The organism is Pseudotamlana agarivorans (assembly GCF_018860245.1).
Lineage (GTDB): Bacteria > Bacteroidota > Bacteroidia > Flavobacteriales > Flavobacteriaceae > Pseudotamlana > Pseudotamlana agarivorans_A.
Genome location: NZ_JAHKPD010000012.1, coordinates 242,588 through 257,846, shown reverse-complemented (window position 1 = coordinate 257,846; position 15,259 = coordinate 242,588). Strand labels below are relative to the sequence as shown.

The window sequence follows — 15,259 nt, the reverse complement described above, 5'->3', positions numbered from 1 at the left end:
AACAAATCACAATTCAGCAAATATTGATAAAACTTTAAAAAGACTATGTGCTTACCTCTAGCTTTACTACTTTTATGCTTAAACTTCAATAGAACGATTTTATGTCAAAAGAGCCAAAATTAACACGATTCAATCAAAGTGTTTTGTCAAAATACCAAATATTCAACAGTATTTTCATGACATTACCTTTTGATGCGGTAACGAAAACTGGAGTATTACTTCCGCTATTTCATGAAACCTGTAAAAAGGGTTTTGAAAACGGCGACAACCCTACAACGATTGTCGATACATTCTTTGAAAAGTATCAAGGGCGTAGAAATAAAGAAAGTCAGATTAATTTATTATTCAGATTCATTCAATACATCGAAAGACAAGTGGTGTTATTCGATGCCATTGAAGATGCAGCCTTCCCTATTGTAAACAACATGGACGGTGTAGGTACCTTACGTAACCTAAAAGACAAAGCGCAAGATGAAAACAAATTAGACGAATTAAAAGCTTATTTAGATGAGTTTAAAGTGCGTATTGTTTTAACAGCGCACCCTACACAATTTTACCCTGGGTCTGTTTTAGGAATTATTACAGATTTAACCAAGGCCATTGAACAAAACAACTTAAACGACATCAATAACTTGTTTGGTCAGCTGGGAAAAACACCCTTTTTTAAGCACAAAAAACCAACGCCTTACGATGAGGCTAAAAGCTTAATTTGGTATTTAGAAAATGTATTTTATAATTCTTTTGGAAAGATTTACAATTACATTCAAACGAATATTTATGCTGACGGACAAAAACATAACGAAATTATTAATATCGGATTCTGGCCAGGTGGTGACCGCGACGGAAACCCTTTTGTAAAACCGGACACCACATTAAAAGTTGCTAAAAAGCTTAAAAAAGCGATTCTTAAAAAATACTACGAAGACCTTAAAAACTTAAGAAGAAAGTTAACCTTTAAAGGTGTTGAAGATCGCATTATAAAATTAGAAACGATTCTTTACGATTACAGTATTAACCTTAAAAGTAAAAAAGCGATTTCTGTAAAAGAATTGACAGAGGAACTTTTAAGTATTAGAAAAATTGTTGTTGAACAGCACCAGTCTTTATATGAAAGTGAAATAAACAACTTAATTAATAGAATACACCTTTTTGGATACCGTTTTGCAACTTTAGATATTAGACAAGACAGCAGAATTCACCATACCGTGTTTACAAATGTAGTTGATGAATTATTGTCAAGCGGAAACACGTGTTTACCTGCTAATTACCACGATTTATCTGAAGAAGAGCAAATCGATATTTTATCTAAAACAACAGATGAAATTACCGATTTAGACGTTTTTAAAGATGAGATGACTTACAACACCTTAAAAACGATAAAAACCATTAAGCAAATTCAAAAAAGCAATGGTGAGCGTGGTGCAAACCGATACATTATTAGTAACAACCAAACCGCATTAAACATGATGCAGTTATTTGCCATGCTAAAAATGGTATCCTTTAAAGATAATTTAACTGTTGATTTAGCGCCACTTTTTGAAACCATTCCAGATTTAGAAAATGCACCTGGTGTTATGGAACAATTATACACCAACCCAGCTTATATGGCTCACCTAAGATCTAGAGGTAGCAAACAAACGATCATGCTTGGTTTCTCCGATGGAACTAAAGATGGTGGTTACTTAATGGCAAATTGGGGTATTTACAAAGCCAAAGAGCTACTAACAGAAATGTCTAGAAAATATGACATTACAGCTATTTTCTTTGATGGTCGTGGTGGACCTCCTGCACGTGGTGGTGGAAAAACACATAATTTCTATTCTTCATTAGGACCAACAATTGAGGATAAAGAAGTACAGCTTACTATTCAAGGACAAACGATTAGTTCTAATTTCGGAACTTTAGATTCGTCTCAATTTAACTTAGAACAATTAATAAGTTCTGGAATTACAAACCGAATTGGAAGTGATAAAAATACACTTTCTGATGAAGATCGTGTTGTTATGGCAGACTTAGCCGAAACAAGTTACCAAGTTTATAAAGACTTTAAGAGTCATGAGATGTTTATCCCATACTTGGAACGCATGAGTACTTTAAAATACTATGCTAAAACCAATATTGGTAGTAGACCTTCTAAACGTGGTTCTTCTGATAAATTAATTTTTTCAGATTTAAGAGCGATCCCTTTCGTTGGATCATGGAGTCAATTAAAACAAAATGTACCTGGTTTTTACGGTGTAGGAACGGCTTTAAAACAATATGAAGACCGAGGAGAATTTGATAAAGTAGAACAGCTTTACAACAACAATAAATTCTTTAAAACACTTCTTGAAAACAGTATGATGTCTTTAACAAAATCGTTTTTCGATTTAACAAAATACATGTCTAAAGATGAAGAATTTGGTGCCTTCTGGAACATTATTTACACAGAATACGAAACGACAAAACGCTTACTTTTAAAACTTACAGGTTATGACACATTAATGGAAAACGAACCTACAGGAAGAGCATCTATTGAAGTAAGAGAATCAATTGTATTACCGCTGTTAACGATACAGCAGTATGCGCTTAAAAAGATTCAAGAGCTAGAAAAAGCTGGTGTTGCCGCAGACGATCCAGATAAACTGATTTACGAAAAAATCGTAACGCGTTCGTTATTTGGTAACATTAATGCAAGTAGAAACTCTGCATAAATCATACTTTTTATAACTTATAAAAGCCCTTCAAATCAATTTTGAAGGGCTTTTTGTTTCCACAAAATCATAGTGGAGAGCATCAAACACATATTAATTTCTCGCAAAGTCGCGAAGACGCAAAGAAGTAGCACGAAATAAATGGTTGATAGTTGTTGGTTATTAGTTGTTAGACTTACTCTTATGGTAATTTTCATAAATAGTACAAGTATCAATGCCTCCTAAAAAAAAACCTCTGTGAAACTCTGTGTAATCTCGGCGGAACTCTGTGTAATAACTACTTCAGTATTTCTAACTATGAAAATTTGCGTCCAGAATTATTGGTTGATAGTTGTTGGTTATTAATCATTAGACTTACTCTTTTGGTAATTTTTATAAATAGTACAAGTATCAATGCGCCAAAAACCTCTGAGCTAGTTCGAGTTTGTAACTCGGACTTTCATTATGTGTTATCGCAGTTATTCAGGCCGTTCTTCTTCTTGTTTCTTCTAGCATCAACCCAGGCCTTTAAAACCGTATTTTCAGTAGTCATATCTTCACTTAAAGACCAGCCTATTATTTTTCTATCAGCCAAATCCATTACCGTGGTTAAATAATTCCATTTTTGATTAACTCTTATATATGTAATATCGGAGACTAATTTGTAGCCTAAAGAAAAACTGGTAAAATCCCTGTCTAATTCATTTTTAGCTGTTTTTAGAGAATGATTTGAATCCGTAGTTACTACAAATTTTTTATTCAATACACTTCTTAGTCCCATTTCTTTCATAAGTAACCCCACATATGAACGGGAATAAAAAAGCTTTTCTCGTTCAAGTTGTTTTTGGATTCGATAGCTACCATAAATCTGTTTACTATTGTTAAAAATAGCTTCGATTCTGTCTTTCAAAAATGATTTAGAGGAATTAATCTTTAAAGTGTCTTTAGTTTTAAGCCAATGGTAATAAGCATTTTTACTAACCTTCATGCATTTGCACATCTTTTCGACAGGATAAGTATTTTTGTGTGATAAAATGAAGTTATACCTTATCTGTCGCTCTTGGAAAAGATGCTCACTGCCTTTTTTAAGATGTCACGTTCCATTTTAACATCTCTTAATTCCTTTTTTAAAACTACAAGTTCTTGATGTTTTCAGATTTAGGTTTGTTTTTAGAAAAATCTCCTCCTTTTAAATCATGCTCTTGTTTCCATCTATTAATAACACTTGTATGAAGTCCATATTCTTCACTCAGTTGTTTTGTTCGTATACCAGATTTGGATAAATCTACTATCATCGATTTAAACTCGTTGTCATATTTTTTTCCCATAATTCAAATATAGTTTATACTCTATATAAAACCGTCACAACAAAGGTAGACACTTCAGTATGAGTGAGTGACCAAAAACCAACAACTAAGAACCAATAACCAATAACCAAAATAATTTCTCGCTAAGGCGCAAAGAAGTAGCACGCAATAATTAGTGAGAATTAGTGTAATTCGTGTCAAAAAACCTCTGAGAATCTCCGTGTAATCTCTGCGCATCTCTGTGTAATAGCGCTTCAGTATAAACAAAAAAAAGTGCTTCACAAAACGTGAAGCACTCTTACTTTTGAATATAAATTGATAATAGCTGTTCTAAACTAAATTTTAATGTTCATTAAGTCTGAAATCTGGATAAGCATCCATACCGTGTTCGTGAGCATCTAATCCTTCTAATTCTTCTTTTTCAGAAACTCTAATACCTACAGTTTTCTTAAGCGTGTAGATAATAAGGAAAGCTGATACTAAACAGAACCCTGCGTAACATGCCACACCAATTAACTGCGCCATAAAAGTGTGTTCTGGGTTTGTTGAAAAGATTCCAACTGCTAAAGTACCCCAAATACCACAAATTAAGTGTACAGCAATAGCACCTACAGGATCATCCAATTTAATAGCATCTACAAAACTAACAGCAAAAACAATAAGTGTTCCTGCAATAGCACCAATAATAATAGCACTCTCAGGCGTCATAACATCAGCTCCAGCTGTAATTCCTACTAAACCACCTAAAATACCATTTAAAAACATTGTTAAATCTAAGTTTTTATACTTGAAAAATGATACAGCAGCAGCAACAACTCCACCCGCAGCAGCAGCTAAACACGTAGTTACTAATGTTAAAGATGTCAATTCTGGATCTGCTGAAAGCACAGAACCTCCATTAAATCCAAACCATCCTAACCAAAGGATTAAAACACCAGCCGTAGCTAAAGGAATACTATGCCCAGGAATAGCTTGAGGTTTTCCGTTTTTAAATTTCCCTATACGAGAACCTAATAACCAAACTGCTACTAATGCAGCCCATCCACCAACAGAATGTACTAATGTAGAACCAGCGAAATCATAAAAACCTAATTGGTCTAAAAATCCACCACCCCATTTCCATGAACCAGCGATTGGATAAACAAAACCTACATAAATCACTGTAAAGATCATAAAAGGTCCAATTTTCATACGTTCGGCAACTGCACCAGAAACAATAGTTGCAGCCGTTGCAGCAAACATTCCTTGGAATAAGAAATCTGTCCACCATGTGTAACCCCCATCAGCATATTCTGGAGTCATTCCATTTTCAGGAGGAGCAATACCAAATCCAGCGAATTCAAAAATTCCAGCAGAATCTTCAGCGAAACCAGGATACATTAAATTGAAACCTACGATATAGTAAAGTAATAACCCAACCGTAATAATAAAGATGTTCTTAAATAAAATGTTGATTGTATTTTTTTGTCTCGTTAATCCAATTTCCAAAAATGCAAAACCTGTATGCATAAAGAAAACTAGTGCCGTACAGATCATCATCCATACATTGTTAATCGTTAATAATTCCATAAATCTATAATTAGTTATTTTGTATTAATTTCGTTTTATTTTAAAGAGTCGCTTCCTTTTTCGCCTGTTCGTATTCTGTAACATTCGTTAACATCTGAAACGAAAATCTTTCCATCACCAACTTCACCAGTTGCAGCAGAATCAAGGATGGCTTTTATTGTAACTTCTTCGAAATCGTCGTTTACAACAATAGCAATATGTCTACGTTGAATATCGCTTGTACTATAAGAAACACCTCTATAAACATGGCCCTCCTTTTCATTACCTAAACCTGTAACATCCCAGTATGAGAAAAAATTAACTCCTACTTCATGAAGAGCTTCCTTTACCACACGGTATTTAGATTTTCTGATAATTGCTTCAATTTTTTTCATAATATCATTTAGTTTTTATAGTTAGATTCCAAATGTAAAAAAATTATCCGTTTGTTAAGATTTTTCTTATTTACTATGGGTTATGTCAAATTTGATAAACAGAAAAGAACCCCCGTTTCTTTAACAGGCGTTCTTTCTTTAAACTTAATTACTTATTTTTTTTGACATTAATGATTTCAATTAGAATCTATATGTTATTTTATTTCTGAAGAACTTAATCTTCTATTTCTCTTTGTCTCTTTCCTGGGTAAGCTAAAGTACCATGCTCTGAAAGATCTAACCCTTCTACTTCTTCTTTTTCTGTTACTCTTAAACCTAATGTTTTCTTAAGGATAAAGAAGAAAATGAATGAAGTCACTAAAGCCCATGCAGCATAAGACAATGTTCCTATTAATTGAGTTACAAACTGTGCAGATCCACCACCATTAAATAAACCAATAGCTGTATCACCATCTACACCCCAAAGACCAATTACCAAAGTACCCCATGCTCCACAAACACCGTGAACAGAAGCCGCACCTACGGCATCATCAATCTTTAATTTTTGTTCGATAAACTCCATAGAGAATACAACGATAATACCACCTATAAAACCAGCAATTAATGCACCACCTTCAGTCATGTTTCCACAACCAGCAGTAATACTCACCAAACCAGCTAAAGCACCGTTTAACGTCATATCTAAATTTGGTTTTTTGTATTTAAACCATGATAAGAAAAGTGCACCAACCGCACCGGCCGAAGCCGCAAGGTTTGTAACTAATACAACCATAGATCCACCTACAGCATCAGCACCACCCCAGGCTAATTGAGAACCACCGTTAAATCCAAACCATCCGAACCATAAGATAAAAACACCTAAGGTTGCTAATAATTTGTTGTGACCTGGAATTGTTACTGCATTTCCATTAATGTATTTTCCAATTCTTGGTCCTACTAAAGCAGCACCAACTAAGGCAGCCCATCCACCAACAGCATGTACAATTGAAGACCCAGCGAAATCGATAAAGCCCATTTGAGCTAACCAGCCATCACCGTTCCATTGCCATCCACCAGAAATTGGATAGATAACCGCCGTCATTACTAATGAGAATAAAATGTAAGTAGTATATTTTGTTCTACCTGCAATAGCCCCAGAAACAATGGTTGCTGTAGTCGCACAAAATACGGTTTGAAAGAATAAATCTGCCGGCCCTTGGTTATACATAAAACCACTCCAACCGATCCATCCATTCGAAGATCCATACATTAAAGAATATCCCATGAACCAGAAAACGATTGATCCAACAGCAATATCTAAAACGTTTTTCATAGCAATATTTACAACATTCTTAGCACGGGTCATTCCTGACTCTACTAATGTAAATCCTGCTTGCATTAAGAATACTAAGATACCTGAAATAAGCATCCATAACATTCCCATGTCGCCAACAATAGCATCAATATCTGCTTTAGTAGCAGCGACATCTTGTATTAATATAGGCAAATTTAATATTGACATAATAAAGATATTTTTGGTTAGTTAATTAATTAAAAGGAGAATAATTAAGTTGGTTGTTTCTTAACTTATTCTCCCTATATATTGTAGTCCGGGATTTCTTTTTAGAAAGAGTAGATAGCAGCTAATGTGAAAGCAGCTAAGTTCTCAGACATATCCATGTTACTGTTCTTGTAGTAAGGCATGTCATTACTCCATGAATCTAATCTAATCTCAGGTTTGATAATTAAATTTTCTAAAGTATAACTAGCCGTTAAAGTTGTAGCAAATACAGATGGTAAGTCATCTACATCTTTTTCGTGGTATCCGAAAAACTCTCCTCTTAACCCAACAGAGAAATTATCTGTAGCAGCAACTTGAGGATATAAAGCCGCCCCGTAGAAACCAGCATCTTCCATAGTTTGGTATGCACCATTAATACCTAAGAAAAATGAATCAGATAAATCAAAACCACCAGTATAGTCAATTTCTAAACCTAAAATTTCATTGTCATCATAGTAAAAGTTTAAGAATTGCCCTTTATACCCAACTTGAGCACCTAAAGCATAACCTCCAACTAAGTTATTGTTAACATCGGTAGGATTCATAACAGCAACCATTAAGCTAAAATCGTCAGATAAAGCAAAATCAGCTTTTAAACCAACATGTGAAAATGGTCCACTAGAAAATAAATAAGATGTACTGTAGTTAAAGTTAGCTACTGGAGAAATTACCTCATAACCTAAGAAAGTATTAAAACGTCCCATAGTTAAAGTTGTACTCTCACTAACATTCCAGTATGCATATAATTGGTTGATGTATAAATCTGGCCCATCACCTGCAGCCTGCGTTCCTCTTGTTCCGAAAGCTAAATCTGCAACAGCCCCAGTTTTTTCTCCTTCATAAGAAGCAATAACGTTAGCCATACCCAAAGCAAAACCTGTTTGGTTTGCAAATGAAGTTCCAAATGATTGCTCAATATTATCTGGAGCAGTTAAATAAGTTTGAAAGTAAGTATCAACAGATCCACTAATTGATAGTTTTTTCGGTTCATCTTGCGCAAAAACCACAGTGGCTAGTAATAATGCTGATAGTGTAAATAATTTTTTCATAATTGTTATTATTTTTAAGTTGTTAATTTTTAAGACCTAAGGTTTGTTTGTTTTTAAGTTTTGGTTGATTTTCTTAGATCTTTATCGCTTAAGAATGGGTCAAACTTATGTCAAAAACATTTAACCCCCATAAAAAACAGGGGTATTTCATTCACTTTTATTGATTTTCTATTTTTAACCCTATTTTTTTAAGGGTATTATTGATATTTTTTACATTATTGCTTTTTTAACATTTTTAACATTTGAATTATTGTCAGTATTTTCAGTGTTTTTATAGCATTACTTTAATATTTAAATTAAATGATTGCATTAATTTAGATATCTATATAAATAGCGCTCTTTTTCTATTTGAATATTTATTAAAAAAGCTCATTAATATTGACATATCATTATAATAATATTGAGTTAACTCGTAAAAACGAAATAATGAATTCTAGCTTATTGTTATTCTATATGGAGTCCATATCTTTACATTTCAACTCAAGTTTTTAAAACCAATATTGTTGATTATGCTGAAGAAACAAGGACTTTATTTGCCAGAATTCGAACATGAAAACTGTGGCGCCGGTTTCATTTGTAATCTTAAAGGAGAGAAGACAAATCAAATCATTCATGACGCCTTAGAAATACTCGTGAAATTGGAACACCGTGGAGGTGTTAGTGCCGATGGAAAAACTGGTGATGGTGCAGGATTACTAATTGATATTCCTCATGATTATTTTACACGTGTTTGTGATTTTACTATCCCAGAACAACGTGAATATGCGGTAGGCATGGTGTTCTTGCCTAAAGTTACCAACCAATACCAATTTTGTAAAACAACTTTTGAAAAGGAAGTAACCAATCAAGGACTTGTTGTTTTAGGCTGGAGAAAAGTTCCAGTTGATTCTTCACAATTAGGTGAGATTGCATTAGCATCAGAACCAAATATCGAACAATTATTTATTGGTAAATCAGAAACCATTTCTGAAGCAGATTTCAAAGCAAAATTATATGCGGCTAGAAAGATAACAGAGCACAAAATTAGAGAGTCAAAAATCTCTGAAAGTGCTTATTTCTACGTACCTAGCTTATCTAACACAACCATTATCTATAAAGGTATTATTATGCCAGAAGATATTGGTCCTTATTATACCGATTTACAGCAAATTGACTTAGTAACGCGTTTAGCTTTAGTACACCAACGTTTCTCTACAAACACAATGCCTACTTGGGAATTGGCTCAGCCATTCCGTTTCATGTGTCAGAATGGAGAAATTAACACCTTACGTGGAAACGTAAGCCGTATGCGTGTTCGTGAAGAAATCATGAAATCTGATGTTTTCGGACCGCAAATAGATAAATTATTCCCAATTATCCTTCCTGGAAAGTCAGATTCGGCTTCTATGGATATGGTTGTGGAATTACTAACACATACCGGACGTTCTTTACCAGAAATCATGATGATGATGATTCCTGAAGCATGGGAAAAACACAAAACCATGTCTGAAGAGCGTAAAGCATTTTACGAGTATAACGCTTGTATCATGGAGCCTTGGGATGGTCCTGCTTCTGTACCTTTTACAGATGGTGACTATGTAGGTGCTTTATTAGATAGAAATGGTTTAAGACCATCAAGATATACCGTAACTAAAAGCGGAAAACTAATCATGTCATCTGAAATTGGTGTGGTTGAAGTTGCTCCAGAAGACGTTAAAGAACACGGAAGATTAGAACCAGGAAAAATGTTCTTGGTCGATATGAATGAAGGTCGCATTATTGGTGATGAAGAAATTAAAAGTAAAATTGTTTCTGAAAGACCATATAAAGAGTGGTTAGACAAAACAAGACTACACCTAAAAGACGTTCCTTATACTAGCGAAACTTGTCCAATTGAAACTATTGATATCAAAACTAGACAACGTTTATTTAACTACACGTTCGAAGATATTCAAGAAGTTATTACGCCAATGGCGGTAAATGGTAAGGAAGCATTAGGATCTATGGGTATTGATACACCTTTGGCTGTATTATCAGATAGACCACAATTAATTTCAAACTACTTCAAACAATTATTCGCTCAGGTTACCAACCCACCTTTAGATGGTATCCGTGAAGAAATTGTTACCGATATCAGTTTAAATTTAGGTAAAGACAGAAACATTTTCAGCATTACTGAAAGACAATGTAGAAAGCTTCGTATTCAAAATCCTGTAATTTCTAATGCAGATTTAGAGAAAATTAGAAGCATTTCAATTGAAGCCTTTAAAGCTGAAACGATTCAAATGTTATATCCGAAAAACAAAGGTCTTAACGGACTTGAAGATGCTTTAGAGGATATTGTTATTCAAATAGAAAAATCTTTAGAAAGAAAAACAAATATTATAATTCTTTCAGATAGAGGTGTAAACCAAGAATTTGCACCAATACCTTGTTTATTGGCTTGTTCTTATGTGAATCACCAATTAAACCGTTTACGTAAGCGTTCAAATTTCGATATCATTATCGAATCTGCAGAACCACGTGAGCCGCATCATTTTGCCACTTTATTTGGATATGGCGCCAGTGCTATTAACCCTTATATGGTGAATGAAATTATTAGAATGCAAGTAAAAGATGGTTTCATAGAAGGAATCGACGAGCAAAAAGCCGTTGATAACTTCAATAAAGCCATTGGAACAGGTATTCTTAAAATTATGAATAAAATTGGAATCTCAACATTACACTCATATAGAGGTTCTCAAATTTTCGAAATCGTTGGTTTCAACTCGCAATTTGTTGAAAAATACTTCCCATACACCGCTTCTAGAGTTGAAGGTATTGGGTTATACGAAATAGAAAAAGAAATAAACGAACGTTATAAACAAGCTTACCCAGACAATAAGGTTGATAAAAACCTAGGTTTAAACATTGGAGGGGATTACAGATGGAGACGTAACGGTGAGCGCCACTTATTTAACCCTACAACAGTTGCTAAACTGCAACAAGCGGTTAGATTAAGTGATCAAGCCAGTTACGATGTTTATTCAAAAGCCATTAACGAACAATCGGAAAACTTAATGACCATTCGTGGTTTATTTGAGTTTGATAATTTAGACCCTATTCCTTTAGAGGAAGTAGAACCATGGACAGAAATCGTAAAACGTTTCAAAACGGGAGCGATGTCTTACGGATCTATTTCTCGTGAAGCACACGAAAATCTAGCTATTGCTATGAACCGTATTGGAGGAAAATCCAATTCTGGTGAAGGTGGGGAAGATAGAAAGCGTTTCCAAAAAGATATGAATGGTGATAGTAGAAACTCTGCTATCAAGCAAGTAGCTTCTGGGCGTTTTGGTGTAACTTCTCATTACCTTACTAATGCGAAGGAAATTCAAATTAAAATGGCTCAAGGTGCTAAACCTGGTGAGGGCGGACAATTACCTGGTGAGAAAGTATTACCATGGATTGCTTCGGCTAGAAATTCAACACCTTTCGTAGGGTTAATTTCACCACCACCGCATCACGATATTTATTCTATTGAAGATTTAGCACAATTAATTTTCGATTTAAAGAATGCGAATCGTGAAGCACGAGTTAATGTAAAATTAGTATCTGAAGTTGGTGTAGGAACTATTGCTGCTGGTGTTGCAAAAGCAAAAGCAGATGTTGTTCTTATCTCTGGATACGATGGAGGAACAGGAGCGTCACCACTTACCTCATTAAAACATGCTGGTTTACCTTGGGAACTTGGTTTATCTGAAGCACAACAAACTTTAGTACTTAACAACTTAAGAAGTCGTATCGTTGTAGAATGTGACGGCCAATTAAAAACAGGTCGTGATGTTGCTATCGCTGCTTTATTAGGAGCTGAAGAATTCGGATTTGCAACAGCGCCATTAGTAGCTTCAGGGTGTATCATGATGCGCAAGTGCCACTTAAATACTTGTCCTGTTGGAATAGCAACTCAAGATAAAGAGTTACGTAAAAACTTTAAAGGAACACCAGAACATGTGATTAACTTCTTCTTCTATATTGCTGAAGAATTAAGAGCGATTATGGCACAATTAGGATTTAGAACTTTAGCTGAAATGGTAGGTCAAACGCATAAAATTAATGCGAACAAAGCCATTAAGCATTATAAAGCTAAAGGTTTAGATTTATCAAGTATTTTACACAGACCAAGTTCATACAGAGAACTTACGGTTAGAAACACAGAAATACAAGATCACAACTTAGAAAAAGTTATCGACTTTAAAATATTAAAAGATTCTCACAGAGCTTTATATAGAAAAGAAAAAACGAACTTATCATATCCAATAAACAACATTAACCGTACAGTTGGTGCGATTGTAAGTAACGAAATTTCTAAAATTTACGGTCACTTAGGTTTACCTGAAGATACTTTAAACATCAATTTCACAGGTTCTGCCGGACAAAGTTTCGGTGCTTTTGGAGCCCACGGTTTAACGTTTACGGTTGATGGTAACACCAATGATTACTTAGGTAAAGGTTTATCTGGAGCTAAATTAATTATCAAAAAACCAGCTACAGCCGACTTTATAGCCGAAAACAATATCATTGTTGGTAACGTTTGTTTATTTGGTGCAGTTGAAGGTGAAGCTTATATAAACGGTATCGCTGGAGAACGTTTTGCGGTTCGTAACTCTGGTGCAACCACAGTTGTTGAAGGTGTAGGAGATCATGGTTGTGAGTACATGACTGGTGGTCGCGTAATCGTATTAGGATCAACTGGTAGAAACTTCGCTGCAGGTATGAGTGGTGGTATTGCTTATGTTTACGATCCTGAAAACAAATTTGTAAATGGTTTATGTAACACAGAGACTATCGAATTTGAAGACATCGCAGCAGAAGATGCTACAGAATTAAAACAAGCTATAGAAAAGCACGTGCTTTATACAGATAGTAATAGAGGTAAAGAATTATTGGAAAACTGGGAAACTAGCTTAACAAACTTTGTAAAAGTGATGCCAATAGAATACAAACGTGCCTTAAAACGTTTAGAGACTGAAGAACCAATGGTAGAAGAATTAACAACAGCATAGTGTCATGGGAAAAGTAACTGGATTTAAAGAATTTGAAAGACAAGATGAAAGCTACGAACCGGTTAAGGATCGTATCAAGAATTATCAAGAATTTACGATACCATTAAGTGAAGAGGAACAAACGAAACAAGGTTCTCGTTGCATGGATTGCGGTATACCGTTTTGCCATAGTGGTTGTCCCCTAGGAAACCTAATTCCGGACTTCAATCATATGGTACACCAAGGTGAATGGCAAAAAGCCTCTTGGTTATTGCATTCAACAAATAACTTCCCTGAATTCACAGGAAGACTATGTCCTGCACCATGCGAAAAATCATGTGTATTAGGTATAATCGAAGACCCTGTTGCCATTGAAGAAATTGAAAAAAGCATTGTTGAACGTGCTTTTAAAGAAGGCTGGATAAAACCTCAACCTCCTAAAACTAGAACCGGAAAAACCATAGCCATTGTAGGTTCTGGTCCTGCTGGTCTTGCTGCTGCTCAACAATTAAATAGAGCAGGACACACCGTAACTGTTTTTGAACGTGATGACGCTATCGGAGGATTATTACGTTACGGAATCCCTAATTTCAAAATGGAAAAAGGGATTATAGACCGTCGTGTGGCCATTTTAGAAGCTGAAGGCATCACTTTTAAGACAAACGTAAATGTTGGTGTTAATTATGATGTTAAAGATTTAAAAGCATTCGATTCTGTAGTGCTTTGTGGTGGAGCAACAGAAAGAAGAAGTTTACCAACAACTGGTGCCGATGCCGATGGTGTGGTTCAAGCAATGGATTTCTTAACACAACAAACAAAGGTCGTTTTCGGACAAGATATTAAAGATCAAGTATTAGCTACAGATAAAAACGTTATTGTTATTGGTGGTGGAGATACAGGATCCGACTGTGTTGGTACTTCTAACCGTCAAGGCGCAAAATCGGTTGTGAATTTTGAAATCATGCCGAAACCTCCAGGACACCGTTCACCATCTACACCTTGGCCTTTCTGGCCATTGCAGTTAAAAACTTCATCGTCTCACCAAGAAGGTGTTGAAAGAAACTGGTTGATTAATACCAAGGAATTCATCAAAGATGAAAACGGAAAATTAACGGCTTTAAAAACTGTAAATGTAGAATGGAAAATGGTACCAGGCCAGCGTCCACAATTAATTGAAATTGCTGGAACTGAAAAAACTTGGCCATGTGACTTAGCATTATTAGCTCTTGGTTTCACAGGCCCTGAAGCTACTTTAGCCGATAAATTAGGACTTGAAAAAGATGCCCGTTCTAACTATAAAGCTGAATACGGAAAATACCAAACCAATGTACCTCATATTTTTACTGCTGGAGATATGCGTCGCGGACAATCATTAATTGTTTGGGCTATTTCTGAAGGTAGAGAAGCTGCTAGACAAGTTGATATTTATTTAATGGGTAAATCAAACTTACCATCAAAAGATATGACTGGTGATTTAGTTGCTATGTAGTAAATTTTAAATTAGTGTAATATAAGAGGTCGTTTAAAATGTATTTTAAACGACCTTTTTTTATAATATCGTATAAAGTATCAAAAAATAATCAGTTGTCTATCTTTAAGTAATTAAAAGCCCACTATAATTTAGATTTCGCAAATGCCTTCAAATCATTCAAAATTTAAGGTAATTCTATCTCAAAATCATAGCATTCGTCCAAAAATTAACCTTTTTTTCATCAATTAACACATGATTTATTCAGAATAGTTGA

Annotated in this window: 7 protein-coding genes and 1 pseudogene; 3 read left to right on the top strand and 5 right to left on the bottom strand. The window is 34.7% G+C overall.

The window, feature by feature from the left end; translation table 11 throughout:
- Positions 1-101 precede the first annotated feature (101 nt).
- The gene (locus tag KO493_RS07510) at positions 102-2,693 is read left to right on the top strand and encodes a phosphoenolpyruvate carboxylase (protein ID WP_216067326.1); all 2,592 of its coding nucleotides are present in this window, start codon (positions 102-104) and stop codon (positions 2,691-2,693) included.
- 478 nt (positions 2,694-3,171) lie between these two features.
- Here the strand turns inward: KO493_RS07510 and KO493_RS15890 are convergent.
- From KO493_RS15890 to KO493_RS07480, 5 genes and pseudogenes are all read right to left on the bottom strand, one after another.
- Positions 3,172-4,000, bottom strand: a pseudogene (locus KO493_RS15890) (IS3 family transposase); the annotation flags it as partial.
- Positions 4,001-4,321: 321 nt separating this feature from the next.
- Complete coding sequence (locus tag KO493_RS07495) at positions 4,322-5,548, bottom strand: ammonium transporter (protein WP_216067323.1); 1,227 nt, start codon at positions 5,546-5,548, stop codon at positions 4,322-4,324.
- Positions 5,549-5,583: 35 nt separating this feature from the next.
- On the bottom strand, positions 5,584-5,922 hold the full coding sequence (locus tag KO493_RS07490; RefSeq protein WP_216067322.1) for a P-II family nitrogen regulator: 339 nt from the start codon (positions 5,920-5,922) through the stop codon (positions 5,584-5,586).
- A gap of 214 nt (positions 5,923-6,136) precedes the next feature.
- Complete coding sequence (locus KO493_RS07485) at positions 6,137-7,423, bottom strand: ammonium transporter (RefSeq protein WP_216067321.1); 1,287 nt, start codon at positions 7,421-7,423, stop codon at positions 6,137-6,139.
- A gap of 101 nt (positions 7,424-7,524) precedes the next feature.
- The gene (locus KO493_RS07480; protein ID WP_216067320.1) at positions 7,525-8,511 is read right to left on the bottom strand and encodes an outer membrane beta-barrel protein; all 987 of its coding nucleotides are present in this window, start codon (positions 8,509-8,511) and stop codon (positions 7,525-7,527) included.
- 509 nt (positions 8,512-9,020) lie between these two features.
- Between KO493_RS07480 and gltB the strand changes: the two genes are divergently transcribed.
- Positions 9,021-13,535 carry a glutamate synthase large subunit gene (gene gltB / locus KO493_RS07475; RefSeq protein ID WP_252723179.1) on the top strand — a complete coding sequence of 1,505 codons (4,515 nt, stop codon included), beginning with the start codon at positions 9,021-9,023 and terminating at the stop codon, positions 13,533-13,535.
- Positions 13,536-13,539: 4 nt separating this feature from the next.
- Positions 13,540-15,003 (top strand): glutamate synthase subunit beta, encoded by a 1,464-nt coding sequence (locus tag KO493_RS07470; protein ID WP_216067319.1) that lies wholly within the window; start codon positions 13,540-13,542, stop codon positions 15,001-15,003.
- Positions 15,004-15,259 lie beyond the last annotated feature (256 nt).

What these genes read in the sequence shown, in the direction of transcription:
- KO493_RS07480 (WP_216067320.1), bottom strand. Translation starts at nt 8,511, where the DNA reads ATGAAAAAATTATTTACACTATCAGCATTATTACTAGCCACTGTGGTT.
- KO493_RS07485 (WP_216067321.1), bottom strand. Translation starts at nt 7,423, where the DNA reads ATGTCAATATTAAATTTGCCTATATTAATACAAGATGTCGCTGCTACT.
- gltB (WP_252723179.1), top strand. Translation starts at nt 9,021, where the DNA reads ATGCTGAAGAAACAAGGACTTTATTTGCCAGAATTCGAACATGAAAAC.
- KO493_RS07495 (WP_216067323.1), bottom strand. Translation starts at nt 5,548, where the DNA reads ATGGAATTATTAACGATTAACAATGTATGGATGATGATCTGTACGGCA.
- KO493_RS07510 (WP_216067326.1), top strand. Translation starts at nt 102, where the DNA reads ATGTCAAAAGAGCCAAAATTAACACGATTCAATCAAAGTGTTTTGTCA.
- KO493_RS07490 (WP_216067322.1), bottom strand. Translation starts at nt 5,922, where the DNA reads ATGAAAAAAATTGAAGCAATTATCAGAAAATCTAAATACCGTGTGGTA.
- KO493_RS07470 (WP_216067319.1), top strand. Translation starts at nt 13,540, where the DNA reads ATGGGAAAAGTAACTGGATTTAAAGAATTTGAAAGACAAGATGAAAGC.